Here is a 24,725-nt window from a genome sequence, read left to right on the forward strand (position 1 = left end):
GATACCGCTCCTATCGAGGAACCGTAGGGCGAATCGCGCCCAATCTGCTCGACCGCCAGTTCCAGGCACAATGGCCTAATCAGAAGTGGGTCACCGATATCACGGAGTTCAGCGTCAACGGCCAGAAACTGTATCTGTCGCCGGTCATGGACCTCTACAATGGTGAGATCGTGGCCTACCAGACAGGCAAGCGGCCGGCCCTATCACTGGTGAGTGGCATGCTGCATAAGGCGTTGGCTCGACTGAATCCAGCGGACAAGCCGCAGCTGCACTCCGATCAAGGATGGCATTATCAACATCCCGCTTACCGGCGTTTGCTGGCGGAGAGATCCCTGGTCCAGAGCATGTCGCGGAAAGGCAACTGTCTGGACAACGCGGCGATGGAGAGTTTCTTCGGCACCCTCAAGGCCGAGTACTTCCACCTGAATCGGTTCGAGACGCTCGAGCAGCTGCAGCGAGGGATCGATCACTATATCCACTACTACAATCACGAACGCATCAAACTGACACTAAAAGGCCTGAGCCCTGTGCAGTACAGGACCCAGGCCTTGAGAGCCGACTAATTGAACCGTCCAACTTTATGGGGTCAGTTCAGTGTTGGCGGTGTTGGTGAACTGCAGCGCGTTGAGACCGGGGAACGAGATCGCGTGCTCGACGCCGTCGGTCTTCATGGCGATATCCACCACCTGGCGCAGCAGGTCATCGGTGCGATCCAGCGAGGCGCCCTTCGGCAACTTCACTCCGGCGATCAGGTACATTTTGTCCTGCACCGGAATGAATCCCGGCGGCACCAGTTGGAACAGATAACCGGTGGATCCCAGTAGGACCAGGTAGATCACGAACACCGCGCCGCGACGGCGCAGGCTGCTCGACACCACGCCCTGATAGCGCCTGGAACTGGCGTTGAAGAAACGGTTGAACGGTCGGAACAGCCAGCCGAACAGGAAATCGATCACTCGGGTCAGGCGGTCCTTGGGCGCGTCGTGGGGCTTGAGCAGCATCGCGGCCAGTGCCGGTGACAGCGTCAGCGAGTTGATCGTCGAGATCACCGTGGAGATGGCGATGGTGACCGCAAACTGGCGGTAGAACTGGCCGGTGACGCCGGAGAGGAATGCCATCGGCACGAACACCGCGCACAACACCAGGCCGATGGCGACGATCGGCCCTGACACCTCGCGCATCGCCTGGTGGGCGGCGGCGCGTGGCGCCAGCCCCTGGCCGATGTTGCGCTCCACGTTCTCCACCACCACGATGGCGTCGTCGACGACGATGCCGATCGCCAGCACCAGCCCGAACAGCGTCAGGGTGTTGATCGAATACCCCAGCAGCAACAGCACCGCGAAGGTCCCCACCACCGAGACCGGGACCGCCAGCAGCGGAATGAGCGACGCACGCCAGGTCTGCAGAAACAGCGTCACCACCAGCACCACCAGCAGTATCGCCTCCAGCAGGGTCTGGATCACCGAGCGGATCGAGTCGCTGACGAACAGGGTGGTGTCGTAGACGGTGCGATACTCCACCCCCGGCGGAAACTGGGTGGCCAGTGCGTCCATGGTCCGGACTACCCGCTCGCGGATTTCCAGGGCGTTGGCGCCGGGCGACTGAAAGATGCCGATCGCCACCGCCTCCTTGCCGTCCAGCCGGGAGCGCAGGGTGTAGTCGCCCGCGCCCATCTCGAGCCGAGCGACATCACGGAGTCGCAGGACTTCGCCATCCTTGCCGACCTTGAGCACGATGTTGCCGAACTCCTGCTCGGTGGCCAGGCGGCCCTTGGCGTTGATCAGGGTGAGAAAATCGCTGTCCGGCATCGGCTCGGCGCCGATCTGCCCGGCGGAGACCTGGACGTTCTGTTCGCGCATGGCCTCGACCACGTCGCCGGCGGTCAAGCCATGGGAGGCGATGCGGTCGGGGTCCAGCCAGGCGCGCATGGCGTAATCGCCGCCGCCGAACAGCTGCGCCTCGCCGACGCCGGAAATCTTCGCCAGCTGGTCGCGCACGTGCAGGCGCGCGTAGTTGCGCAGGTAGAGGGTATCGTAGCTGTCATCCGGCGAGACCAGGTGCACCACCATCAGGAAGGTGGGGGACTGCTTCTGGGTGGTCACGCCCTGCCGCCTCACTGCTTCCGGCAACCGCGCTAGCGCCTGGCTGACCCGGTTCTGGACACGCACGGTGGCCTGTTCGGGATCGGTCCCGGGCTGGAAGGTGATGGTCATCTGCAGCACGCCATCGGAACCGGCCACGGACTTGTAGTACATCATGTCCTCGACGCCGGTGATCGCCTCCTCCAGCGGCGTCGCCACGGTTTCCGCGATTTCCTTGGGGTTAGCGCCGGGATAGACGGTGCGCACCAGCACCGAGGGCGGCGCCACCTCCGGGTACTCACTGATCGGCAGGTTGGGTATCGAGATCGCCCCCACGGCGAAAATAATGATGGACAGCACCGCGGCGAAAATCGGCCGGTCCACGAAGAAACGGGAGAAATTCATGACGACTGGCTCCTGGGCGGCGGGGACGATGCCCGCCGCGTCTTGTCGTTCCGAGGGAGAGGCGCTTGGGAGAGGCGCGTTCGAGAGTGAAACGCCGGGAAGCGCTAGGGCAGGTTGACGGCGACGTCGTTGCCGACGGCCGCCCCGCGCATGGCGATCGGGTTGGGCGCGACGGGCATGCCGGGGGCGAACACCTTCTGGGTGCCGTTGACGATTACCCGCTCGCCGGCCCGGAGGCCTTCGCGGACCACCACCAGATCACCCACCTCGCGGCCGAGCTGCACCTGACGGGGCATCACGGTGTCGTCGTCGCCGACCACGTAGACGAAGCGACGGTCCTGATTGGCGAGCACCGCCTTGCGATTCACCAGCATCGCCTCGTCGAGCTGAGCCACGGGCATCTCCACGCGCGCAAACTGGCCGGGCCTGAAGGCGCCATTCGGGTTGGGTAGAACGGCGCGGTAGCGCAGCGTGCCGGTATCCGCGTTGATCTGGTTGTCCACGAAATCCAGCTTTCCCTGATGAGGGAAGCCCGTCTCTCCGGTCAGGCCGATGCGCAGCGTGGCGGCGGCCTTGCCCTGGGCCAGGAGCGTCTGCGCGCTCAGCGCCTCGGCTTCGTTACTGTCGAAGTAGACGTACAAGGGATCCATCGACACCAGCGTGGTCAGTACCGACTGATCGGCACTGGCGAGGTTGCCCTTGGTGATCATGGCGCGACCGGTGCGCCCGGCCACTGGCGCGGTAATACGCGTATATTGCAGATCCAGTTCGGCACTGCTCAGCGTGGCCTCGGCTTCCGCTTGCTGCGCCCGAGCGTTGAGTGCCGCCGCCTGGCGCTGATCGTGCTGTTCTCGGGAGATCATGTTTTTCTGGATCAACTGGCGGGATCGGTCGGCCTCGACTTCGGTAAGCTGGCGCTGACTCTGTGCCTGAGCCAACGATGCCTTGGCGGCCTGGACGCGAGCCTCGTAGGGGCGGGGGTCGATACGGAATAGCAGATCGCCCGCCTCGACCAGCTCGCCTTCCTCGAAGGCGACCTCGTCGATATAGCCGCTCACCCGTGGCCGGACCTGTACGGTCTGCGGGGACGCCACGCGACCGGTGAAGGTTTCGCGCAGCGTGACCGGTTCCACCAGGACCGTGGCCACGTCGACTTCCGGAGGCGGCGGCGCAATGGCGGTTTCCGCCTCGCCACGGGCATCACAGCCAGCCATCAGCGCTATGAATAGCACCACGCCCAGACCACGGCACAGGCTCGGCTTCGAGACGCGTTTCTTGTCGAGCTTGTTCATTTTTTGACTCCGCGTTGACTGTTCCCGGTCGCGATCCGCCAGAAGGATTTCGCGAGCAAAGCCCGAGAAAGGTTTCACCGTCGGGAGGGGAGCATGGGCACCGGGTATGGACGACCACTGTAGGATTTCGCCACGCACAGGCGTTATCGGGTTACTCGTCGTTGATTGCCCAATCCTGTAGAAATCGTTGATTGGCAGTAAGAGCGACGTTCGCTCTGCCGGCAGATCGATAGCCGCTTGCCTGTTTCTTCAGAGAGTTTGCCCGATCCTGCAGGGATCGATTTTTGTCATCAAAATGCCGGTTAACTGGCCTATACTCGCGCTTTATCGAAAAACAATAATCAGTCGCCCAACGAGGAGGTGAGACGTGAGTATCATTCAACCTGTTTTCGAAACACTGGATGATGAGATTGGCCAATTGGCGAATACTCTGTCTCGCCAGATTCAGAAATGGGCACCGGAAGAGGGGCTGACCACCACGGCGGTGCCCGGACTCGAGCTGATACGCGCCAATTCTTCCGTCAATAACTGCATCGGCTCGACGGTCTACGACCCTTCTCTCTGCCTGATCGCGCAGGGGAGCAAGACGGTATGGCTGGGAGATCGCGAGATCCATTACGGGCCGTTGAGCTGCATGGTGTCGGCAGTGCATCTGCCGGTGCTGGGCAAGGTCACCGAAGCGTCACCGGAGAAACCCTATCTGGGTTTGAAGATTGCCGTCGAAGCCCAGGAAATCACCGATCTGGTGCTGGAGCTGGAAGAAGGTTCGGTCGGAGTCGAACCGCAGGAATGCCCCGACAATGCTTGTGGTCTCAGCCGGGTGCAGGCGGAAAAGGGATTGGTGGAGGCAGTGTTGCGGTTGGTGAATCTGCTCGACTCACCCCAGGACATTCGCGTTCTCGCGCCGCTGGTGCGACGCGAGATCTTCTATCGTGCGCTGGTCGGCAAGATCGGTCTGCACATGCGCAAGTTCGCGGTGGCCGATACCCAGACGCATCGCATTTCCAAAGTGATCGCGGTGCTCAAGGATCGCTTCACCGAGCCGCTGCGCGTTCGCGAGCTGGCGGACATGGTCAACATGAGCGAGTCATCGCTGTTCCACAGCTTCAAGCAGGTCACGCGGATGTCGCCGGTGCAGTTTCAGAAGAAACTTCGGCTGCATGAAGCGCGCAGATTGATGCTATCCGAAGGGATGGAAGCGGCCACCGCCAGCTTCCGCGTGGGGTACGGAAGTCCATCCCATTTCAGTCGCGAATACAGCCGAATGTTCGGCGTGCCGCCGCGCACGGACGTGAGCAAGCTGCGCGGCGAGCTACCGGAGCCCGCTCGCGTCTGAGCGCCCTTGCGACATGGCCTGCGGTGTCTGAATCGTCCGGGCTCAGTCGCCGATGACCATGACTGCTTCGGCTTCCACCTGGCTACCCTTGGGCAACTGCTTGACGCCGACGGCGGCGCGGGCTGGAAATGGCGGCTGGAAGAACTCTTCCATCACCTTGTTGACCACGGCGAAGTTGTCGAGCTCGGTCAGGTAGAGGTTGAGCTTGACGATATCTTGCAGCGAGCCTGCGGCTTCCTGGCACACGGCGGCCATATTGGTGAACACCTGACGCGCCTGGGCCTCGAACTCCTGGGAAACCAGTTCCATGGTCTTCGGATCGAGCGGAATCTGGCCCGAAAGGTAAACGGTATTGCCCGACTTGATGGCCTGGGAATAAGGACCGATGGCGGCCGGGGCGTTATCGGTGTTGATGACGGCTTTGTTGCTCATGGCGTACCCTCCAGTTTCTTTATTTAGAGCCTTTTCATAAATGCTTTGCTGATGGCATGGCGTTCTTGAAAAAACGCTGCCCCGCCGCGCATGACGCGGCGGGGCAGCTTTTATCGATTAGTTTCGGGCGCGAACGATGCGGCCGATATGATTCAGGTTACGCAGGCGCTTGATGATCCGCGCCAGATGGATACGACCCTTGACCAGAATGGTCAGATTGACGATCGAGAGCCTGGCATCGCGCTCCTCGATGCCGATGCGTTCGATATTGGCCTCGGCATCGGTGATCAGGCTGGCCAGCTCGGCGATCAGGCCGCGCCGGGTCTCGACCTCTATCCGCAGCGGAACCGGGAAATCCTGATCGATCTGCTTCGACCAGGTCAACGTCACCAGCTTGTCAGGGTCGTCGCGCAACTCATCGAGGTTACCACACTCGTGGCGGTGGACGACGATCCCCTTGCCGATCGACAGATGGCCGATCACCGGGTCACCGGGGAGCGGATGGCAGCAGCGCGCGAAGCTGATCGCCATGCTCTCGGAACCATTGATGACGATCGGGCCGTTGTGCGGCGCCTCTTCCAATAGCCGTTCCAGGTTGCGTTCGCCGCTGCTGGTGTCGGTGGCCGAATCATCCGCGACCAAGCGCCGTGCTGTGGCGTGAGCCAGTCGAGTGCCGAGACCGATGGTCTCGAGCAGGTCGTCCTCGGTCTTGAGGTCCAGTTCTTCCAGCAGGGCGGCAAGACGTCCTGGTGGCAGCTTCTCGAGGCTGGTCTCGAAGCTGGTGAGCGCGCGGTTGAGCAGGCGGCGGCCGAGCTGGACCGCCTCGCTGCGCTGCTGGCTCTTCAAGGCGTGACGAATCGCCGAGCGTGCCTTGGCGGTAATGACGAAATTGAGCCAGGCCAGATTGGGCCGCGCGCCGGGGGCGGTGATGATCTCTAGGGTCTGTCCGCTCTCCAGCGGGGTCGACAGTGGCGCCAGATGCCGATCGATGCGACAGGCGATGCAGCTGTTGCCGATATCGGTGTGCACGGTATAGGCGAAATCGACCGCCGTCGCTCCCTGAGGAAGCTCCATGATGTCGCCTTTCGGCGTAAAAACGTAGACATCGTCCGGGAAAAGATCGTTTTTGACGTGCTCGATGAACTCCAGCGAATCACCGGCGTGGCGCTGCATCTCGAGCAGGCCGCGGACCCATTCGCGGGCACGGGCGTGGCTGCCGGCCGCGATCGGCCGCTCGGTCTGGCCGGCCTTGTAGAGCCAGTGCGCAGCGATACCGTTATTGGCCATCGCTTCCATTTCGCGGGTGCGGATCTGCACCTCGATCGGCATGCCGCTGGGGCCGAACAGCGTGGTGTGCAGGCTCTGGTAGCCGTTGGCCTTGGGGATCGCGATGTAGTCCTTGAAGCGCCCCGGCACCGGCTTGTAGAGATTGTGTACCGCACCCAGCACTCGATAGCAGTTGTCGACGCTGTCGGTGATGATGCGGAAGCCGAACACGTCCATGATCTCGGCGAACGGTTTGCGCTGATCGTGCATCTTGCGATAGATCGACAGCAGGTGCTTCTGACGCCCGACCACGCTGCCGGTGAGGTCGTCCTCGTCGAGCCGGCGCTGCAGACTGGTCTGGATCTGACGCATGGTCGAACGGCGATTGCCGCGGGCGCTGGCGACCGCGCGCTTGATACGCTCGGAGCGCATCGGATGAATCGCCTGAAACGACAGATCCTCGAGCTCGACCCGAATGGTGTTGATACCCAGGCGCCCGGCGATACGCGCGTAGATCTCCAGCGTCTCGCGGGCGATGCGGCGTTTCTTGTCGGGGCGCAGGGCACCGAGCGTGCGCATGTTGTGCAGACGGTCGGCGAGTTTGACGATGATGACCCGGATATCCCGGGACATCGCCATGACCATCTTCTGGAAGTTCTCGGCCTGGGCGACCGCCTTGTCCTCGAAGGTGATCTGGGTCAGCTTCGAAACGCCATCGACCAGTTCCGCCACCGCCTCGCCGAACTGCGCTTCGAGGGCTTCCCGGGAGACGCTAGTATCCTCGATGACATCGTGCAGCATGGCGGCCATCAGGCTCTGATGGTCCATGTGCATGTTGGCGAGGATATTGGCGACGGCGAGCGGATGGGTGACGTAGGGCTCGCCGGAGCGGCGCTGCTGGCCGTCGTGGGCCTGCTCGGCGTAGTAGAAGGCGCGCTTGACCTGCTGAATCTCGTCGTCGGGGAGATAGCCGCCGAGACGATCGGCCAGGTCATCGATGGTGAACATGCGCGCGCCTATTTTGACTGCTCGTTTAACTACCCGTTATGGACACCGATTGATCAACATCCCGGACCGCAACCGGTCCGTGGACGTCATGGGACGCCACAGACGACCGGAGATCATGCCGGAAGCGCGACTCAGATGTCGTATTCCTGGGTCGGCTCGGGACGCGGGCGCGGCGGCGCGGCTTCGACCGGTTCGTCGAGAATGCTGTCGCCGATCTGGCCGGTGGCGATTTCACGCAGAGCCATCACGGTCGGCTTGTCGTTTTCCCACGGCAGCAGCGCATCGCGGGAGCCGCGCGCGAGCTGACGGGCGCGCTGGGACGAGATCATTACCAGCTTGAAACGGTTCTCGATGTGGTCCAGACAATCTTCGACGGTCACTCGTGCCATGAGGGTAGCCCTGTTACCAGAAAATGAGGGAACGCGCCCCATGCTGCGGGGTCTGCGGGACCGAGCAGTCTACTGGAGTTGCGCAGCGCCTGACAAGAGAGCCCGGTCGGGCACGACAAGCGCGTTGGCCGCTCGCTCGTCGGTGCACGCGAGGTTGCGCCATGAGGGTGCTCTAAAGAGGGCGACGCGGCCCATCCGTAATCAGTCGGCGTCGTTCAACAGGTCGGCGAGCAGGGTGGCGTGGCGTACCTGCATCTTGTCGCGGCGCGAACGGCGCGCATGGACGATGCATTCGAGCTCGGTCAGCGCGTGTTCGAAAGTGTCGTTGATGACGACGTGCTCATACTCGGTGTAATGCGACATTTCGCTGACCGCATCGCGCATGCGCCGTTCGATGACCGCGTCATCGTCGGTGCCGCGTCCGGAAAGCCGCTCACGGAGCGCATCCCGCGATGGCGGCAGGATGAAGATCGATTCGGCGTCCGGCGACTGCTCGAGGACCTGCTGGGCGCCCTGCCAGTCGATCTCCAGAATCACGTCCTCGCCCACGGCAAGACGCTTTTCGACTTCGACTCTAGAGGTGCCGTAATGGCGATCGAAGACCCAGGCATGCTCGAAGAATTCACCCCGTTCGACCATCGCCTCGAACTCGGGCTGGGTGACGAAGTGGTAGTTGACGCCATCCTGCTCGCCCGGACGCATGGCGCGCGTGGTATGAGACACGGACACGCCGATACCCGCGTTACGTTCGAGCAGGGCGCGAACCAGGCTGGTCTTGCCGGCACCGGAGGGCGCGGAAATGATATACAGCGTGCCCAGTGCGCTGGTGCCGAGTGCGTCGGCATGGGTAGAGGGCGTCGAGAGAGCGTGCGACATGACAGAACGGCCGTCCGGAAGTGCGTGAAGCCCCATAGTATGCCACGTAAACGTCATCTCATGGGCAGGTGAAGCTCGCGGCGGCTGGGCCTCCGACCAGCAGGGCAGCGAGACTTCGACGCCGTCTCTATCGGCTACAATGCGTTTTCTCATTCGTCACGTTCGGCTCTTTTCGCCAAGGGACTTTCTGCTTCGGACTTTCCGCTTCGGACTTTCCGCTTCGCCAAGGGCTTTCCCGCAAGGGCCATTCTGATTAGCAAAGGTATTCATGAACTCCTCGACCGCAACCGAGACCCGCCGAGTCGGCCCCTTTCTGGGCGTCGCCCTGGCGTTCGCGGCAACGATGATCGGCACCACGCTGCCGACGCCGCTCTATCCGATCTACCAGCAGCAGCTGGGCTTCTCGCAACTGATGATCACGGTCATTTTCGCGGTCTATGCGGCCGGGGTGATCGCGGCGCTGCTGATTACCGGACGCTGGTCCGATCAGCTCGGGCGACGGCCATTGCTGTTCGCCGGCCTGGCGGCATCGATCGTCAGCGATCTGGTGTTCTGGCACGCGGATGGCCTCGGCATGATTCTCACGGGGCGGGTGTTGTCGGGTATCTCGGCGGGCATCTTCACCGGTACGGCGACCGTGGCGGTGATGGAGCTGGTGCCTGCCGAGTGGAAGCGCGCCGGTACGCTGGTGGCCACCGCCGCCAACATGGGCGGTCTGGGCCTGGGGCCGATGCTCGCCGGGGTGCTGGCAGTGCTCTTTCCCATGCCGTTGGCGCTGCCCTATATCGTGCATCTGGTGCTCGCGCTGGTCGCGGTGATCTGCATCTGGCGTGCGCCGGAGACCGTGAGCCGGCCCGAGCGGATTCGTCTGCGGGTGCAGAAACTCAAGGTGCCCGCCGAGGTGCGCGGGGTCTTCGTGCCAGCAGCGATTGCCGCCTTTGCCGGTTTCATGGTGTGCGGTTTCTTCACCGCCGTGACCCCGGCGTTTCTGGGCAAGGTGCTGGGTCATACCAATCACGCGTTGATCGGGTTCGTGGCGGGGCTGCTGTTCATCGCCTCCACGGTCGGGCAGATGCTTCAGGGGCGTCTACCCGAATCGCGGCGCTTGCCAGTGGGCTGCGGGATACTGCTCGCCGGCGTCCTGTTCGTCGCCTGGGGCATCGGCGCGGCGCAGCTGGCCGGTTTCATCATCGGCGCGATCGTCGCCGGCATCGGTCAGGGCATCGCCTTCCGTGCCGGACTGGGCGCGGTGGCGGCCGCGAGTGCCAGCGAGAACAAGGCGGCGGTGGTCTCCACCTTCTTCGTGGTGGCCTATGTCGCGATCTCCCTGCCTGTCATCGGGATTGGTCTGGTCGCCTCGGTGATCAGCCTGCAGCTGACCGGGCTGCTGTTCGCTCTGCTGGTGGCGCTGCTCTGCTGCCTGGCGCTGGTCTTGCTGCTGCGCCGTAACAAGCGACAAGAGGCCGCCTAGGCATGTCGCGAGTCGCGTTGCAGTCAGACGGTCTCTGGTATCATGAGCGCCGATTCGTTCCCCCGACAGCCAGGAGTTACCGATGACCGCTTCGCCCGACACGCTTCGCATTCGCCGCCCCGACGACTGGCACCTGCATCTGCGTGACGGCGAGGTGTTGAAGACGGTGCTTCCCTACACCAGCCGGACGTTTGCCCGGGCCATCGTCATGCCCAATCTGGTGCCCCCGCTGACCACGATCGAGGCGGCCGACGCGTATCGCGAGCGCATCCTGGCGGCGACTCCCGCCGATCACGACTTCACCCCGCTGATGACCTGCTACCTCAACGAGAGCGTCTCCCGGGAGACGCTGGAGCGTGGCCACGCCGAGGGGCTGTTCACCGCCGCCAAGCTCTACCCGGCCAATGCCACCACCAACTCCCAGCACGGCGTCAAGCGGATTCAGGACGTCTATCCGCTGCTGGAAGTGATGCAGCGCATCGGCATGCCGCTACTGATTCACGGCGAGGTGACGCGCGGCGAGATCGATATCTTCGATCGCGAGAAGTATTTCATCGACGAGGTGATGATCGATATCCGCCGTCAGTTCCCGGCACTCAAGGTGGTTTTCGAGCACATCACCACCCGGGATGCCGCCCAGTTCGTGCTCGACGGTGACGAGACCCTTGGCGCCACGCTGACGCCGCAGCATCTGGCCCAGAACCGCAACGACATGCTGGTCGGCGGCATTCGCCCGCATCTCTATTGTCTGCCGATCCTCAAGCGTCAGGAGCATCAGCAGGCGCTGCGCCAGGCCGTCGCCAGCGGCCATCCGCGGTTCTTCCTGGGTACCGACTCCGCTCCCCACGTCACCGCCGCCAAGGAAACCGCGTGTGGCTGTGCCGGCGTGTTCAATGCCGAAGCCGCGCTTTCGGTTTACGCCGACGTCTTCGAGCAGGAAGGCGCGCTCGAACACTTCGAAGCGTTCTGTTCCGAGAACGGCCCGCGCTTTTACGGCCTGCCGCTCAACGAAAGTTTCGTCACCCTGACGCGCCAGCCGACCCCGGTCGCCGAATCGGTGGGCGAAGGCGACAACACCTTCGTCCCCTACCAGGCTGGCGAATCTCTGACCTGGTCGGTGAAGCGGGATTAAGCGCAGGATGGGTCAATCTCGAGTGCTACGGCGAGGCGGGATGCACCGGCGCGCTTAGTTCGAGGCGCGAGATAAGATCCGACATTATTCTTGCGGTTATATCAAATTAGATATAATTTGATGGCGCTGGTTAAGGGTTCATCATGGCAAGAGAAGAAAAGCCGATTGAATTCTGCGGAGACTCGCTGGATCGGCTACGAGCTTTTCCTCAGGCAGTGAAGCAAGATATGGGTTACCAGATTGGACTGGTCCAAGCTGGCTTGGAGCCCGAAGACTCCAGACCCATGAAAACCGTAGGTAACGGGGTTTATGAAATCAGGGTAAAGGACGAAACCGGAGCCTATAGAACGTTCTATATCGCGAAGCGACAGGAGGCTATCTACATCCTTCACTGCTTCCAGAAGAAAACCGAGAAGACGGCTCCCAAGGATCTGGCGCTAGGCAAGCAGCGATTCAAAGAGCTGCCGCCCGAGCCCTCGAAAAGCCGACAGTAGAGACCACGTCTTCCGATGTGCCTTTCTCCAACCGGCATATGGCAGTATGAGAGTGAGGATAGAGAGATGGCTAACGAGCGTTTCGCAAGCATCTGGGATGCTGTCGAAGATACCCCGGAGGAAGCGGCAAACATGCGGCTGCGGTCCAAGCTGATGATGATTCTTGGCGAGCGGGTAAAAAGCTGGAACGTAAGTCAGGCTGAAGCTGGCCGCCGCCTGGGGCTGACTCAGCCTCGCGTCAATGATTTGCTGAAGGGTCGAGTCAGCAAGTTCAGTCTTGATGCGCTGGTCAACCTTTCCACGCATGCGCATTACCGGATCGATATCAGCGCCGTGGAAGACGAAACCGCACCAGCATGAGGCGAATGCCAGGCTCATGGCTGGCGCCGGAATGAATCGAAAGCCCCTGAGTCGAGCATCGGACACGGATTCCAGTGAGCTTCTCTAATCCGTGCAATCAGGCGCGCTTCAGACGCGCCCCGACCAAAGGCAAGACAACGTCGGATCAGCACGGCAAGTGAAAGGTTTCCAGCCTGTGTCGGGATCGCCCAGCGGATCTCCCCACTCCGTGTAACTGCCGCGATCCCACCGATTAAAACGACACGCCGGCCTGCAGCGTGACTTCCAGCGGTTCGCCGACCACCACCCGGGTATCGCCGCCGCTGGAGGGGTAGTAGGTGGTGTCGAACAGGTTGTGAACGTTGAGCTGGAGATGGGTGTTGTCGCCCAGCCAGCGGTTGTCCCAGGCGACGAAGGCGTCCGCTACGGTGTAGTCGTCGAGGCTGAAGCTGTTGTTGCTGTCGCCCTCGCGGCTGCCGACGTAGCGCACGCCGCCGCCGACTCGCCAACGACCGTAATCGGGGTTTACCGCTAGCGCCTGCGATAGCAGCAGCGACGCGGTGTGACGCGCCACGTTGGGCAGCGCGTTGCCTTCGGTGCCGCCGCCTGTATTCTCCGAGCCATCGTCGCGCACTTCGGCATCGGTGTAGGCATAGTTGGCGAGGACCGATAGCCGCTCGGTCAATTCGCCCTGGGCGGAAAGCTCGACCCCTTTCGAACCGCTCTTGCCCACCGCCCGCGACACGCCGTTGTCGCTGACGACGACGTTCTCCTTGGTGATATCGAAATAGGCCAGTGAAGCCTGCAGCCGATCGCCGAGGAAACGTTGCTTGATCCCGGCTTCCCAGCCATGACCCTCTTCCGGATCGAAGCGCTGTCCGGTGTCGGCATCGGGTTGGTTGGGAACGAACGATTCGCTGTAACTGGCGTAGAGCGAGGTCTGTGGCGTCAGCTTGTAGAGCAGGCTGGCGTGGGGCAGGAAGACGTCATCCTGGGTGTCGGTTTCGACCACGAACGGCCGGCCCTGGCCGCCATACTGCTCGCTATGCTGATAACGCCCGCCCAGGCCGAGAATCCAGCGTTCGCCCAGATGCAGATTGTCGTCGACATAGGCGCCGGTGGTGTCGATCTCGTCGAGCCGATGGCTGGTGCTGTCGAGATAGGTGGCGCCATCCAGGTTTAGATCGCCGTAGTCGGGGGCGTAGATCGAGATCGTGTCGGTAGCGCCGCGATAGCGGTCGGCCAGATAGTCGCGGCGTCGCTCATGATCGATGCCGACGGTCATTTCGTGGCGAATGCCGGCAAGGTTTACGTCGCCGAGCAGCTCGGCGGCGGTATAGATCACGCGCCGGTCGAAGCCGTGATTGGCATCGGCGCGCCGGATGGCGGTGCCATCCTCGGCAACGCTCAATACCCGCGGCTGGCCATCGTCGTACTGGCGCCGGTTCCAGCCGTAGGTCAGGCGACTGGTCCAGTCCGGGTTCAGATCCTGCTCCCAGCGCGCCGTGAACGACTGATCGTGGCCCGTTACGCGGGACCAGTCTTCGTCGAATCGCCGCTTGCGTGGCACGTCGACTGCCTTGCCATCTACGAAGGCGGTGCCCCGATCCAGGGTCAGGTCGTAGTCGCGGTACTCGTAGGCGAACCACAGTCGGGTATCGTCGTCTTCCCAGCTCAGCGACGGCGCCACCACGGTCTGACGATTGCTGCCGAAGTCGCGCCAGTAGTCCTCGTCCTGCTGCCCGACGATGAAGCGAAACGCCGCACCGCTGTCGCCCAGCGGCCCGGTGACGTCGACGCTGGCATTGCCGCCGCCGAAGGAAGTGCCCTCGCCACTGATGGTGCGCTGCCATTCATATTGCGGCTTCTTGCCGACGATATTGATGACCCCGCCAGGCTCCTGGATGCCGTAGCGAAACGAACTCGGGCCCTTAAGCACTTCGACCCGCTCGGTGGTGAAGGTCGAGAAGGTATTGCGTGGCTGGCGGATGCCGTCGCGCAGAATCGAGCCGTCGCTGTTGCTGCCGAAGCCGCGCTTGATGAAGCCGGCTTCGGTGCCGCCCATGGTGTTGCCCAGAGTCACGCCGTTGACGTAGGCCATGGCATCGGTCAACGAATCGGCGCCGCTATCCTCGAGCATCTGCGAGCTGACCTGGTCGACCGTGCGCGCCTGGCTCAGGAAGTCGGTTGGGCGGCCATTGACCAGGTTTGAGCGCGTCGCTTGATAGCCTTCTGCTTGTGGTGCGACGGCGGCGGCAGTCACCACCAGCGGCGTGAGAGCGTCATCCGCGAAACTAGCGCGGGCGGCTATCAGCAGCACCGCCAAGGTGGCGGCGCTGGAGAGGCGGCGTGGGGGCATGGCGTGGGTTCCCTGGTTCGAATTATCGTTTTTCTGACTGACGTTTTGGCCGTGGCCCGCGACGAAGGCGAGCGTTCAATGTGGTGATGAGTGTGGTGATGAGTGTGGTGATGAAAGGCCAGCGCGATAGGTAGCCTCGAACGTGCCATCGACGGTAATCGGCATGAAGTCTCGATAGAGCTCGCGTCGTGTCGCCGCTGGATCGAGGGCGCCGCACTGCTGCGGATGCAGCCAGCCGGCGATGGCCTGCAGCGCGACCACCGAGAACGGCCCCTGGTGATAACCATGCCAGAGTGCGTGGAAGCCGCCGTCGTTGACCGCCGACAGCGCCGGCCAACCCGGGCGGCGGGCCACGACATCGGCCATGTCGCCTTGGGTATCGCTTTCCGCGACGCCGAAGCCGGCGCGAATCGAGCCGCTCTTGGCCCACTGGGCGGCGGTGGCGATGATCACGTCGGGATCGCGCGCGAGGATGGTCTCGGGGCTGAGCACGTTTTCGGTGCCCGGGCTCATGCCGGCGGCAATGTTGTCGCCCCGGGCATGGTCCACCAGGTCAGCAAGACCCGAATCGAAGTTGCTGCGACAGCAGTCGACCTTGAGCCCCGGGGCGATATCGATCAGCACGCTGGGCCGCCGGGTGACGGCATCGAGACAGTCGTCGACAGCGGCGGTCGCCGACTGCAGTCGCGTGATCAGGGCGAAGGCGCGCGGTTCTGCATCCAGCGCCTGACCCAGCAGCTCGAGCGAGGGCAGCGTGTCGCCGAGAGGATGCTCGCGGAAATCGATGAACAGGATCGGAATCTGCAGCGCCGCCAGTTGATCCAGCAGCGGTGTCTGGCGCAGCTCGGCATGGCGCGAGACATCGGCGACGATCAGACCCGGATCGAGGGTGATCAGCGCTTCGGCGCTGGGCATGGCATTGCCGTTGTTGCCCAGCGTCGGCAGATCGGACAGCTCGGGAAAGGCCGCTGCGAAGCGCGCCTGCGCCACGGGGTCGAAGCTCTCCAGCGAACCGCGCCAGCCGCTCATGCGTGATACGGGATCGGGCAACAGTGCCGCCAGGGCAAAGAGGTGTCGCGGATTATCGAGAAACAGGCGCTCGGGTGCGGCGGCAAGGGTCACCTCGCGCCCGGCGAGATCGGTCACTGTCACCGGATACTCTGTCGCCTGCGCCGTGCTCGTCAGCCAGCCGGTACCGAGCCAGATTCCGAGCCAGAGCCGGAGCCAAACCCTGAGCCAGAGCCCGAGTGTGTCCCACGCGTTTCGGCGGCCCAGTGATAACCCCATGATCGCTTTTCTTCTAGTTGATTAAAGCGAATCATTATCATTTGTATCGGGACAGGGGTCAATGCTAATGGTCATTCAGCGCCAAGCCGATAACCCGTCAGCCGGCTCGAAGGGGCGAATGATCCAGTTTTCTGTGCCTTCCGGTGCAATCCACAGCGGGATCGCATTGGCCGACCGCGGTCCGGCCGGGCTGCCGTGGGTCAGGCCACGCACGGCACGGACCAGCCCCGAATGGCCGACGATCAGCGGCGTTTCGGCTTCCTCGAGCAGCGCGTTGAGCGTGGCGGCGATGCGCTCGACGAACGCGTCCCAGGATTCGCCACCTGGCGGCGTGCTCATGTAAGGGATCGTCGCGGGAATCGGCTGGCCTTCGAGCTCGCCCCAGTGGCGTTCCATCAGCCCATCGACGATCCGGTCCGGCGCGCGGCCCAGCGCCAGTTCGGCGGTGCGGTAGGCGCGTTGCAGCGGGCTCGACACCGCCAGCGACCAGTCGATGTCCCCCAGCAGCTCGCCTGCGCGCTTCGCTTCGTCTTCGCCCTGCGGCGTCAATGCCACGTCATGCTGACCGCCGATGCGACGTTCGAGATTGCGGGTGCTCTGGCCGTGGCGAAGGAAGACAAAGGGGCGGCGGATCAGAGCAGGCATGGCGGGTCCTTGGCAACAAGTCGGGTGTGAACGCAGTGATGCGATTCTAATCGATTCGGCGAGTGACGATTTGCCGGCTACGGGATTTTGCGGTAACCCTTGGTGATGATCCGGCGATCCGCCCGATTGTCATACAATGCCCGAACAGACGTGAACCGCATAAGGAATGCCCATGTCCACCGCTCTCGATATCCATATCTACACCGACCCTGATTTTCGGCAATCGAAGGACTTCGCCGACGAGCGCGTCCTCGGCATTCTGGCGGAGTTCGAGGGTCTGGGATCGCGTATCGCGCTGAGTTTCAGTCATGACGAGACTGAGCTGAATGCGGCGCTGGCCGATGCCGAGGTGCTGATTCTGGTGGGCAAGCTGGATATCGCCGACGTGGCGGCACGGGCACCGAAACTGCGCTGGATCCATATCACCAGTGCCGGGGTCGATCGAATTCCCCTGGACCGCCTGCCCGCCGAGGTACTGGTGACCAATGCCAAGGGCAATCATGAGGTGCGGGCCCGGGAGTTCTCGATGACCGCGCTGTTGATGCTCAACAACCGGCTGCCGGATTTCATTACCCAACAGCGCGAGAAGCACTGGGCGCAGAGCGCGCTCGAACCCATCGACGGCAAGACGGTAGTGATCCTGGGCATGGGGGCGCTGGGCAGCGCCGCGGCCGAGGCGGCCAAGCGGCTGAATCTGAAAGTGATCGGCGTCAGCCGTTCGGGCCGGGATCACGCCCTCGCCGATGTCAGTCTGCCGCAAAGCCGGCTGAAGGAAGCGCTGGCGGACGCCGATTTTCTGCTGATCACGCTGCCGTTGACCACCGATACTCGCGATATCGTCGGCGAGGCGGAACTGGCGGCCATGCCGGCGCGCGCGGGGGTGATCAATATCGGTCGCGGCCCGGTGCTGGATGTGGCCGCGCTGGCGAAACGGCTGGAAGCGGGTCAACTGCGCGGCGCGGTACTCGACGTGTTCCCGGAGGAGCCGCTGCCGGCGGATTCGCCCTACTGGACCACGCGCAACCTGATCGTCACGCCGCACAGCGGACTCTACGACGCCGATTACGTGCCGCGCTGCCTGCGCTTCTTCTTCGCCAACGTCGAGCGTTATCTTGACGACCGGCCGCTCGAGAATCGAGTCGATACGAGCTTAGGCTACTGATCTACACGGTCTGCCACAGCATCGGATCCGGATCGCCCAGCGTGGTGGCGATGATCTGCAGCGCGCGCTCCAGCGCTTCGCGACTGTCGGCGGCACTGATACAGACACGAATCGCCTGGGGGGCGCTGACACTACCCAGGCAGAAGCTTTCGGCCGTGCTGACGTTGACCTGCTGCGCCTGGAGTTGAGCCACCACATGGCTGGTGCGCAGCTCGCCCGGCAGCGCCAGCCACAGATAGAATCCGCCGCGGCGGCCGCGGGGGGAAAACTCTCCCAGTATCTGCATGGCGCGATCGAAGCGCCAGTCGAGCTCTTCGCGCTGCCAGTGCAACAGCGTCGCGGCGTCACCGCTCTCGATCCAGCGACAGACGAGCGAGGCCATCAGCGGCGGTGGCATCCAGTTCTGGGCCCGCAGCGCGGCGATCAGCCGCCCGTGCAACGCTTGCGGCGCGCGCATGGCGCCGACACGCAGCCCCCCGCCAAGCACCTTGGCGACCGAGAACAGTGTCACCGTGCATTCGGGCGCCAGCCGGTAGAGCGGTGTCACCGGCTCGGCATCGAGCTGAGGATGAATGTCGTCCTCGATCAGCCAGAACTGACGCTCCCGCGCCAGCGCCACCAGCGCCCGCCGGCGTGCCTCGCTAAGACGCGCGGTGGTCGGATTGTGGCAGTCGGGCATGACGTAGAGTGCGCGGAACGGCTGCTGTTCGAAGGCGCGAGCCAGCGCGTCGATATCGATGCCTTCCTCGTCGTGCGCGACCGCCACGCTCTTGAGCGAGAGCTGTTGTAGACCGCTGATCAGCCCGGGATAGGTCAGGCGTTCGGCGGCGAGGCGTTCGCCGGGCGACAGCAGGGCACTCAGGCTCAGAAAGATGCCATGCATGCCGCCCTGATTGATCAACAACTCCTCGGCGGGCACCGCGCGGCCCAGTGTCGCCAGCCAATCCGAAATGACTGTCCGCTGCCAGCTCTGGCCCGCCTCTGGTTGATAATCGATCGCCGCGCGCAGTAACGCCGGATCCTGCTGGATGGAGTGCATCGCGCGGGCCAGCGATGCCTCGCGCTGTGGGTGGGGAGGCGGCAGCGACAGGCTGAGATCGACGATGCCGCTGTCCGGCGCGACGCGACGGACGTGGTCGAACGCCTGGTGGGGCGCACCGGCGTCGCGCACGTAGGTACCGCTGCCGACGCGTGCACTGACCACGCCGCGCTGTTCGGCGAGCGCGTAGGCGCGAGTGACCGTACCGACGGTGACACCAAGCGCATCCGCCAGCCGCCGCTGAGGAGGCAGCTTGGCACCTGTCGCCAGCTCGCCACTGGCAGCGGCGGCGGCAATGGCGTCGGCCAGCTCGCGATAGCGGGGGCCATGTCCGGGGAGTAAAGGGATCCAGATTGTCATGGTGACAATAATCGAGTTGACCAAGGAAATAAGGCGTTTATGCTCGAATTGTTCGGCTTTAAAGCTACAAAGTCAACAAATTGTACCCATACGATTTATGAAAAACGATTCCCGGGTACAGATTGATTCTCTGAAGAGGTGTCCGATGTCTACCGCACTGACGTTCCGCGAACTGCCCTACGCTCGGGAAAGCCTGGCGACCGTGTTGTCAACGACAGGGTCAACGACAGGGACAATTGGGGATGACGGTGTCGTGGTAACCGACGCCACGCTGTTCTATCCCCATGGCGGCGGCCAGCCGGGTGATCAGGGCGTCTTCATCACCGCCGACGGCCGTACGTTGAAGGTTCTCGATACGCGCAAGGGCGACAATGGCGAGGTGCATCACCTGCTCGATCCGACTCATGGACTGGAGCCGGGTCAGAGCGTCACCCAGCAGATCGACTGGCAACGACGCCACGCCCACATGCGCATGCACACCGCGTTGCATCTGCTTTCCGTGATCGTGCCCCATGGCGTCACCGGTGGCAGTATCGGCGCTGATCGCGGCCGGCTGGATTTTGATCTGGGCGAGGCCAGCTTCGACAAGGACGAGCTCAGCGAACGCCTCAACCGGCTGATTGCCGACGACTATCCGGTAACCAGCGAGTGGATCAGCGAAGCCGAGCTCGACGCGCATCCCGAGCTGGTGAAGACGATGTCGGTGGCACCGCTGCGCGGCGCCGGCGAGATTCGCATGGTGCGTATCGGCGACATCGACTATCAGCCCTGCGGCGGCACCCACGTCGCCTCGACCGCGGAGATCGGCGCCGTGCAGGTCGCCAGCATCAAGAATCGTGGCGCGCGCAATCGCCGCTTCACGCTCACCTGGGCGGCGTCGGATATGCCCAATCCGGGCGGAAATGCCGGGGGTGGCCAATGATGTCGCTTGGCTGGTGGTTCTCGGTAGCGCTGTTTTCGATCTCGATGACCGGCACGCCCGGACCCAATAACATGATGCTGACCGCCTCCGGCGCCCTCTACGGCTATCGCCGCACGTTGCCGCATATCTTCGGCATCATGGCGGGCTGTTTCGTGCTGTTCATGGCCGTGGCGCTGGGGCTGGGCGTGCTGTTCGAGCGTTTTCCGGTGCTGCAGCAGACGCTCAGGATCGTCGGCGCCGTCTATCTGCTCTATCTGGCGTGGAAGATCGCCACCGCGCCGCCGCCGGACCTGACCGCTAAAGAAGGGGCGCGCCCGCTGACCGCCTGGCAGGCGGCGGTGTTCCAGTTCGTCAATCCCAAGGCGTGGGTGATGGGCATTGCGCTGATCGCCGGCTTCATGCCGCACGAAGGATCGCTGCTGCTGAACGCGACCGTGCTGTCGCTGTTCATGGAGTTCGTCGGGTTTTTCTGCATTTCCTGCTGGGCCGGCTTCGGCATGGCGATCGGCAGGCTGTTGAAGACACCGCGGGCCTGGCGGATCTTCAACGGCGTGATGGGCCTGGCGACCGCTGCCTGCGTGGGCTTCATCGTGACTTAATGCCAGGTATAGGTTTTAACGCGTGGCCCAGCCCTGCTTGTGCAGATATTCGAGAATGAACGGCCGGGTTTCCTTGATGATCAGGCGCTGGATCATAGCGCTCCAGGTTTCGGCCCGCTGCTGGCTGTCGCGCTGCTGATAGTAGCGCGTGATCTGACCATCGTAATCGGCCAGCACGGCGGGATCGACCGGCTGGTAGCGGTTTTCGTGGACCAGCATCGCCTGCGGCATGCGCGGTTTGAGATCGGGCTCGGCATCCGGCCAGCCGACGCAGAAGCCGAACAGCGGCAGCACGAACTTCGGCAGTTCCAGAAGCTCGGTCACGCTGGCGATATTGTTACGCAGCCCGCCGATGAACACCCCGCCCATGCCCAGTGACTCCGCCGAGATCATGGCGTTCTGTGCCATCAACGCCGTATCCACACAGCCCAGTAGCAGTTGCTCGGCGCGACCCAGCTGGGCGTCGGGACAGATCTGCTGGTGTCGGTTGAAGTCGGCGCAGAACACCCAGAACTCGGCCGCCTGCGCGACCCATTGCTGACCACCGGTCAGTTCGACGAGCTTGTCGCGCAGGGCGGTATCGGTAACGCGCACGATCGAAGAGCACTGCAGGAAGCTGGAGGTCGAGGCGGATTGCGCGGCGGCAATGATCGCCTCGCGCTGGTCATCGCTGATCGGCCGGTCGGTGAAGGCACGAATCGAACGATGACTGCGCAACAGGTCGATGGTCGGCGTCATGGATTGGCTCCTGATGAATGTCAGCGCCGCATGATCGCGCGTTTGAAGACCGAAAAGAAAGTTCGCCTGCTCAAGGCCGGTTAAAAGGCCGATCCCGGCTGGCTCAGAAACTCGGTCTCGTCTGGTGTCGACGCTCGCCTCAGAATCGCGTTGCGATGCGGGTAGCGCCCGAAGCGCTCGATGATCTCGCGGTGGCGTCGCTCGAAACGGACCTGCTCTTCCATGCCGGGTTGATCGAACAGCATCGCCGCCTGGGCGTGAATGACGAGCGATTCGCTATGCATGAACGGCATGTAAACGAAGATACGCTGCTGCGTGGGCAGCCGGGCGTCATCGCCGGCGGCGATCGCTTCCTGCGCCAGAGCGAGCGCCAGCGGGTCCTGGGCGAAAGCTTGCGGGGTATCGCGATGAACGTTGCGCGAGAACTGGTCGAGCACCAGGATCTCCGCCAGTCGGCCGGAAGGCGTCTCGCGCCACGGCCAGCATTCGCAACGCGCGGCGGCGGCCAGGGTGTCGCCGAAGCGCTCGGCGATGGTGCGGTCGAGGTCGGTGTCCTTGCGGAACCAGTCCTTGGGGGTCAGTTCCTCGAACCAGAAGTCGAGAACCTGTTGAGGGTGAACAAGGGTAGCGGTCACGGCAGTCACCTGATCGTCGGGTCGGCAGGGGCAGCATAGTCGGTCAGCGCGCGGTCGCGACGGCGGATCTGCCAGGCGAAGCCGAAGCCGACCGGCAGCACCCCGACGGCAGCGAACGCCAGCGTCGGTGCGGTACCGGACAGCGCAATGATCCCGCCGCCGATGGCGGTACCCAGCGACTGCCCGGTGAAGAAGGCGGTGGCGAACAGTGACACCGCCGCGCCACGCCGCTCCGGCGCCATCTGGGTGGCGGTGGTCTGCAGCGTGTTGTGCAGCATGTAGAACCCCAGCCCGAACAGATAGCAGCCGACGATAGCGACGCCGGGGGTTGGCCTCAGGCAGATGGCGGCCAGCGCGATCGCGATCAGCACGCAGCCCGCTTGGCACAGTCCGCTCTCGCCCAGCTTTGGCACCAGCCGTCGGGCCAGCAGCGCGAAGCTCAACCCTCCCAGCGCGAACACCGCCAGGATCAGCCCGGCTTCTGTCAACGGCAGCCCGCCGGCGATGTGCAGATGGCTCGCCACGAACGCGAACCCGCAGAAGACCGCCGCACCCTCGAAGAACACGGTAATCAAAACCACCTGCGGCCACGGCTTCTGCATTACGTGACGCAGGCTCACGCCGAGCGATTCCCGTTCCCGCTTCTGGGGCCGTTCGTGACGGCCGGCGCGGTACCACAGCAAGCCGCTGGCGGCGGCGAACAGCAGGGTATAGACCAGAAACGGCCACTGCCACCAATCCTGCTCCGCGGCCAGCCCGCCGAAGGTTTGACCGCAGGCCAGCCCGCCGATCTGCCCGATCAGAAACCGCGCCAGCACCGCCTGACGTTGCTCGTAGGGGACGTTATCGCCGATCCAGGCCATCGCCAGCGGGATCACCGCGGCACAACCCACGCCGGTCAGCATGCGCGCCGCGATCAAGGTCGCCAGGCTGCCCGATAGCGCGCACAGCAGGCTGGCCACGGCGGCGAGCAGGGAAAACAGCGAGATCACTCGCAGCTTGCCGTAGCGGTCCCCGCTCGGTCCCAGCACCAGCTGCAGACAACCGTAGACGATGGCGAAGGCGGTGATCGCCCAGGACGCGGCGCTCAGCGTGGTGGTGTAGACCTCGGCCAGGCGCGGCAGCATCGGGTCGAGAATTCGCTGGGTGGCGGCGGCGCAGAACGCGGTCATCGCCAGCAGCACGATGGTGGGCCAGGGCGTGGGTGCTGCGGTTTGAGCGGGGATGGCTGACACGGGCGGCGAGTCCGGGCGAAGGAAGAGGTGCTTGCGATCTTAGCACGCTAAGTGGGAACCGCTGCGGTCCATGCGCCGACTTTTCCGGCGGGCACCGCCCATCGGCATGGGACAGGCGCGAGTTGCACAATTCGTGAACGCTGTTTTCTTATTGCCGAGTCAAGCTGGGTGCATTCCCCGGACTCACTCGCTGTTCGTTTAGTGAAGACGGCGACGTAAGGAGGTTTCCATGAAACATCGTGCATTGACGATTGGCGTCATGATTGCCGCACTGAGCACCGGCGGCCTCGCCCAGGCCAATCCCGGACAGGGTAACGGACACGGTCCTGGTAATGGGCCCGGCCCCGGTCATGATCGCGGCCGCGACCACGGGCCCCATGGTCATGATCACGGCGGCCCCCATGGTCGAGACGATCATCACGATCACGGCCGGCACGATCACGGCCGCTACCGCGATCACCATCATGATTGGCGTGAAGGAGGTCATATTGCCAGCCGCTATTACCGCGACGATCGCTACTGGGTGCGTGACTGGCATTCGCGTCACCTGCCGCAACCGCCCCACGGCCACCGCTGGATGCGGATCGACGGCGACTATGTGCTGGCAGCCGTCGCCACCGGGGTGATCACGGCCATCGTGCTGGGACGCTGATTTCGGCGCCGCGATCATATTCATAATTGATGAGCATTGTTTCCTGCTTTTTACGTCATGCTGGCGCCAACTTGTCGATCTCTTCACGCATGTCCTTCAACCGGCGCGGCGCAAGGAACTCTCCATGAAATCGTCCAGGAAATTATCCATGAAATACCGTGCAGTGATGACAGGTCTCTTGATTGCCACCATGGGTCTGGCAGCCGTTGCCCAGGCTAATCCCGGCAATGGCAATTCAGGCCGCGGCAATCCGATCCAGGGTAACCCCGGCAATGGCCAAGACCATGGAAACTCGCATGGCAATGGTCAGGGCAATCCTGGGCAGGCGGGCCATCAGGGCCAAGCAAATCAACGCGACTGGCATGAAGGCGGACACGTTCCTGATCGTTATCGCGACGATAGCCATTGGGTCCAGAACTGGCACGACCGTGATCTGCCCGAGCCGCCGCGTGGCCATCGCTGGCTGGAAATCGACGGCGACTACGTACTGGCGGCCGTCGCCACCGGTGTGATCACTTCTATCATTCTGGGGCACTGATCTCCGCGCTGCCGCCTTGTGGGTAAGCATGCT

The 24,725-nt window shown here is 63.4% G+C and carries 23 protein-coding genes and 1 pseudogene; 11 read left to right on the forward strand and 13 right to left on the reverse strand.

Annotated features, from left to right (window positions below):
* A partial coding sequence (locus tag ACUN9V_RS14255) for an IS3 family transposase (protein ID WP_445511876.1) occupies positions 1 to 563 on the forward strand: 563 nt, incomplete at its 5' end.
* 30 nt (positions 564 to 593) lie between these two features.
* Here ACUN9V_RS14255 and ACUN9V_RS14260 read toward each other — a convergent pair.
* Both ACUN9V_RS14260 and ACUN9V_RS14265 read right to left on the reverse strand, forming a co-directional pair.
* Positions 594 to 2,486 (reverse strand): annotated as a pseudogene (locus ACUN9V_RS14260) (efflux RND transporter permease subunit); the annotation flags it as partial.
* 104 nt (positions 2,487 to 2,590) lie between these two features.
* A complete protein-coding gene (locus ACUN9V_RS14265; RefSeq protein ID WP_445511877.1) occupies positions 2,591 to 3,778 on the reverse strand; it encodes an efflux RND transporter periplasmic adaptor subunit in 1,188 nt (395 codons plus the stop codon).
* Between the two features lie 367 nt (positions 3,779 to 4,145).
* On the opposite strand from ACUN9V_RS14265, the gene ACUN9V_RS14270 reads away from it, so the two are divergent.
* Entirely contained in the window at positions 4,146 to 5,114 is a 969-nt protein-coding gene (locus tag ACUN9V_RS14270) for an AraC family transcriptional regulator (RefSeq protein WP_445511878.1), read from the forward strand.
* A gap of 42 nt (positions 5,115 to 5,156) precedes the next feature.
* On the opposite strand, the gene ACUN9V_RS14275 is transcribed toward ACUN9V_RS14270, so the two are convergent.
* The 4 genes from ACUN9V_RS14275 to gmk form a co-directional block, all read right to left on the reverse strand.
* A complete protein-coding gene (locus ACUN9V_RS14275; RefSeq protein WP_445511879.1) occupies positions 5,157 to 5,546 on the reverse strand; it encodes a RidA family protein in 390 nt (129 codons plus the stop codon).
* Between the two features lie 117 nt (positions 5,547 to 5,663).
* Complete coding sequence (locus ACUN9V_RS14280) at positions 5,664 to 7,820, reverse strand: RelA/SpoT family protein (protein WP_445511880.1); 2,157 nt, start codon at positions 7,818 to 7,820, stop codon at positions 5,664 to 5,666.
* A gap of 131 nt (positions 7,821 to 7,951) precedes the next feature.
* On the reverse strand, positions 7,952 to 8,209 hold the full coding sequence (rpoZ, locus tag ACUN9V_RS14285; RefSeq protein WP_075561565.1) for a DNA-directed RNA polymerase subunit omega: 258 nt from the start codon (positions 8,207 to 8,209) through the stop codon (positions 7,952 to 7,954).
* A gap of 201 nt (positions 8,210 to 8,410) precedes the next feature.
* On the reverse strand, positions 8,411 to 9,085 hold the full coding sequence (gene gmk, locus ACUN9V_RS14290; protein ID WP_445511881.1) for a guanylate kinase: 675 nt from the start codon (positions 9,083 to 9,085) through the stop codon (positions 8,411 to 8,413).
* A gap of 268 nt (positions 9,086 to 9,353) precedes the next feature.
* Here gmk and ACUN9V_RS14295 point away from each other — a divergent pair, with 268 nt between their 5' ends.
* The 4 genes from ACUN9V_RS14295 (at position 9,354) to ACUN9V_RS14310 (ending at position 12,542) form a co-directional block, all read left to right on the forward strand.
* Positions 9,354 to 10,556, forward strand: coding sequence for an MFS transporter (locus tag ACUN9V_RS14295; protein ID WP_445511882.1), 1,203 nt, complete (start codon positions 9,354 to 9,356; stop codon positions 10,554 to 10,556).
* Between the two features lie 82 nt (positions 10,557 to 10,638).
* On the forward strand, positions 10,639 to 11,688 hold the full coding sequence (gene pyrC, locus ACUN9V_RS14300) for a dihydroorotase (RefSeq protein ID WP_445511883.1): 1,050 nt from the start codon (positions 10,639 to 10,641) through the stop codon (positions 11,686 to 11,688).
* Between the two features lie 143 nt (positions 11,689 to 11,831).
* Positions 11,832 to 12,182 carry a type II toxin-antitoxin system RelE/ParE family toxin gene (locus ACUN9V_RS14305; protein WP_445511884.1) on the forward strand — a complete coding sequence of 117 codons (351 nt, stop codon included), beginning with the start codon at positions 11,832 to 11,834 and terminating at the stop codon, positions 12,180 to 12,182.
* A gap of 66 nt (positions 12,183 to 12,248) precedes the next feature.
* Complete coding sequence (locus ACUN9V_RS14310; protein WP_075561570.1) at positions 12,249 to 12,542, forward strand: helix-turn-helix domain-containing protein; 294 nt, start codon at positions 12,249 to 12,251, stop codon at positions 12,540 to 12,542.
* Positions 12,543 to 12,774: 232 nt separating this feature from the next.
* Here the strand turns inward: ACUN9V_RS14310 and ACUN9V_RS14315 are convergent, their stop codons facing one another.
* From ACUN9V_RS14315 to ACUN9V_RS14325, 3 genes are all read right to left on the reverse strand, one after another.
* Positions 12,775 to 14,880, reverse strand: a complete 2,106-nt coding sequence (locus ACUN9V_RS14315) for a TonB-dependent siderophore receptor (RefSeq protein WP_445511885.1) — start codon at positions 14,878 to 14,880, stop codon at positions 12,775 to 12,777.
* Positions 14,881 to 14,955: 75 nt separating this feature from the next.
* Positions 14,956 to 16,167 carry an ABC transporter substrate-binding protein gene (locus ACUN9V_RS14320; RefSeq protein WP_445511886.1) on the reverse strand — a complete coding sequence of 404 codons (1,212 nt, stop codon included), beginning with the start codon at positions 16,165 to 16,167 and terminating at the stop codon, positions 14,956 to 14,958.
* A 75-nt stretch (positions 16,168 to 16,242) separates the two neighbouring features.
* Positions 16,243 to 16,812, reverse strand: coding sequence for a histidine phosphatase family protein (locus ACUN9V_RS14325; protein ID WP_445511887.1), 570 nt, complete (start codon positions 16,810 to 16,812; stop codon positions 16,243 to 16,245).
* Positions 16,813 to 16,984: 172 nt separating this feature from the next.
* Here ACUN9V_RS14325 and ACUN9V_RS14330 point away from each other — a divergent pair, with 172 nt between their 5' ends.
* Positions 16,985 to 17,974 (forward strand): D-2-hydroxyacid dehydrogenase, encoded by a 990-nt coding sequence (locus ACUN9V_RS14330; RefSeq protein ID WP_445511888.1) that lies wholly within the window; start codon positions 16,985 to 16,987, stop codon positions 17,972 to 17,974.
* Position 17,975: 1 nt separating this feature from the next.
* Here ACUN9V_RS14330 and ACUN9V_RS14335 read toward each other — a convergent pair whose 3' ends face one another.
* Positions 17,976 to 19,373 carry an aminotransferase-like domain-containing protein gene (locus tag ACUN9V_RS14335; RefSeq protein ID WP_445511889.1) on the reverse strand — a complete coding sequence of 466 codons (1,398 nt, stop codon included), beginning with the start codon at positions 19,371 to 19,373 and terminating at the stop codon, positions 17,976 to 17,978.
* A gap of 97 nt (positions 19,374 to 19,470) precedes the next feature.
* On the opposite strand from ACUN9V_RS14335, the gene ACUN9V_RS14340 reads away from it, so the two are divergent.
* Entirely contained in the window at positions 19,471 to 20,295 is an 825-nt protein-coding gene (locus ACUN9V_RS14340; protein WP_445511890.1) for an alanyl-tRNA editing protein, read from the forward strand.
* Positions 20,292 to 20,894 (forward strand): LysE family translocator, encoded by a 603-nt coding sequence (locus ACUN9V_RS14345; protein WP_110654426.1) that lies wholly within the window; start codon positions 20,292 to 20,294, stop codon positions 20,892 to 20,894. The genes ACUN9V_RS14340 and ACUN9V_RS14345 overlap by 4 nt, the downstream gene beginning before the upstream one ends.
* A 15-nt stretch (positions 20,895 to 20,909) precedes the next feature.
* On the opposite strand, the gene nfsA is transcribed toward ACUN9V_RS14345, so the two are convergent.
* The 3 genes from nfsA to ACUN9V_RS14360 form a co-directional block, all read right to left on the reverse strand.
* Positions 20,910 to 21,632 carry an oxygen-insensitive NADPH nitroreductase gene (gene nfsA / locus ACUN9V_RS14350; RefSeq protein ID WP_445511891.1) on the reverse strand — a complete coding sequence of 241 codons (723 nt, stop codon included), beginning with the start codon at positions 21,630 to 21,632 and terminating at the stop codon, positions 20,910 to 20,912.
* Positions 21,633 to 21,712: 80 nt separating this feature from the next.
* A complete protein-coding gene (locus ACUN9V_RS14355; RefSeq protein ID WP_445511892.1) occupies positions 21,713 to 22,267 on the reverse strand; it encodes a DUF924 family protein in 555 nt (184 codons plus the stop codon).
* 5 nt (positions 22,268 to 22,272) lie between these two features.
* On the reverse strand, positions 22,273 to 23,502 hold the full coding sequence (locus ACUN9V_RS14360; RefSeq protein WP_445511893.1) for an MFS transporter: 1,230 nt from the start codon (positions 23,500 to 23,502) through the stop codon (positions 22,273 to 22,275).
* Between the two features lie 229 nt (positions 23,503 to 23,731).
* Here ACUN9V_RS14360 and ACUN9V_RS14365 point away from each other — a divergent pair, with 229 nt between their 5' ends.
* Entirely contained in the window at positions 23,732 to 24,154 is a 423-nt protein-coding gene (locus ACUN9V_RS14365; protein WP_445511894.1) for an RcnB family protein, read from the forward strand.
* A 124-nt stretch (positions 24,155 to 24,278) separates the two neighbouring features.
* The gene (locus ACUN9V_RS14370) at positions 24,279 to 24,692 is read left to right on the forward strand and encodes an RcnB family protein (protein WP_445511895.1); all 414 of its coding nucleotides are present in this window, start codon (positions 24,279 to 24,281) and stop codon (positions 24,690 to 24,692) included.
* Positions 24,693 to 24,725: the final 33 nt, after the last annotated feature.

It is taken from the genome of Salinicola sp. V024, assembly GCF_052645315.1.

Coding starts and splice junctions, on each gene's coding strand:
- ACUN9V_RS14265 (WP_445511877.1), bottom strand. CDS start 3,778: ATGAACAAGCTCGACAAGAAACGCGTCTCGAAGCCGAGCCTGTGCCGT.
- ACUN9V_RS14275 (WP_445511879.1), bottom strand. CDS start 5,546: ATGAGCAACAAAGCCGTCATCAACACCGATAACGCCCCGGCCGCCATC.
- ACUN9V_RS14280 (WP_445511880.1), bottom strand. CDS start 7,820: ATGTTCACCATCGATGACCTGGCCGATCGTCTCGGCGGCTATCTCCCC.
- rpoZ (WP_075561565.1), bottom strand. CDS start 8,209: ATGGCACGAGTGACCGTCGAAGATTGTCTGGACCACATCGAGAACCGT.
- gmk (WP_445511881.1), bottom strand. CDS start 9,085: ATGTCGCACGCTCTCTCGACGCCCTCTACCCATGCCGACGCACTCGGC.
- ACUN9V_RS14295 (WP_445511882.1), top strand. CDS start 9,354: ATGAACTCCTCGACCGCAACCGAGACCCGCCGAGTCGGCCCCTTTCTG.
- pyrC (WP_445511883.1), top strand. CDS start 10,639: ATGACCGCTTCGCCCGACACGCTTCGCATTCGCCGCCCCGACGACTGG.
- ACUN9V_RS14305 (WP_445511884.1), top strand. CDS start 11,832: ATGGCAAGAGAAGAAAAGCCGATTGAATTCTGCGGAGACTCGCTGGAT.
- ACUN9V_RS14310 (WP_075561570.1), top strand. CDS start 12,249: ATGGCTAACGAGCGTTTCGCAAGCATCTGGGATGCTGTCGAAGATACC.
- ACUN9V_RS14315 (WP_445511885.1), bottom strand. CDS start 14,880: ATGCCCCCACGCCGCCTCTCCAGCGCCGCCACCTTGGCGGTGCTGCTG.
- ACUN9V_RS14320 (WP_445511886.1), bottom strand. CDS start 16,167: ATGGGGTTATCACTGGGCCGCCGAAACGCGTGGGACACACTCGGGCTC.
- ACUN9V_RS14325 (WP_445511887.1), bottom strand. CDS start 16,812: ATGCCTGCTCTGATCCGCCGCCCCTTTGTCTTCCTTCGCCACGGCCAG.
- ACUN9V_RS14330 (WP_445511888.1), top strand. CDS start 16,985: ATGTCCACCGCTCTCGATATCCATATCTACACCGACCCTGATTTTCGG.
- ACUN9V_RS14335 (WP_445511889.1), bottom strand. CDS start 19,373: ATGACAATCTGGATCCCTTTACTCCCCGGACATGGCCCCCGCTATCGC.
- ACUN9V_RS14340 (WP_445511890.1), top strand. CDS start 19,471: ATGAAAAACGATTCCCGGGTACAGATTGATTCTCTGAAGAGGTGTCCG.
- ACUN9V_RS14345 (WP_110654426.1), top strand. CDS start 20,292: ATGATGTCGCTTGGCTGGTGGTTCTCGGTAGCGCTGTTTTCGATCTCG.
- nfsA (WP_445511891.1), bottom strand. CDS start 21,632: ATGACGCCGACCATCGACCTGTTGCGCAGTCATCGTTCGATTCGTGCC.
- ACUN9V_RS14365 (WP_445511894.1), top strand. CDS start 23,732: ATGAAACATCGTGCATTGACGATTGGCGTCATGATTGCCGCACTGAGC.
- ACUN9V_RS14370 (WP_445511895.1), top strand. CDS start 24,279: ATGAAATCGTCCAGGAAATTATCCATGAAATACCGTGCAGTGATGACA.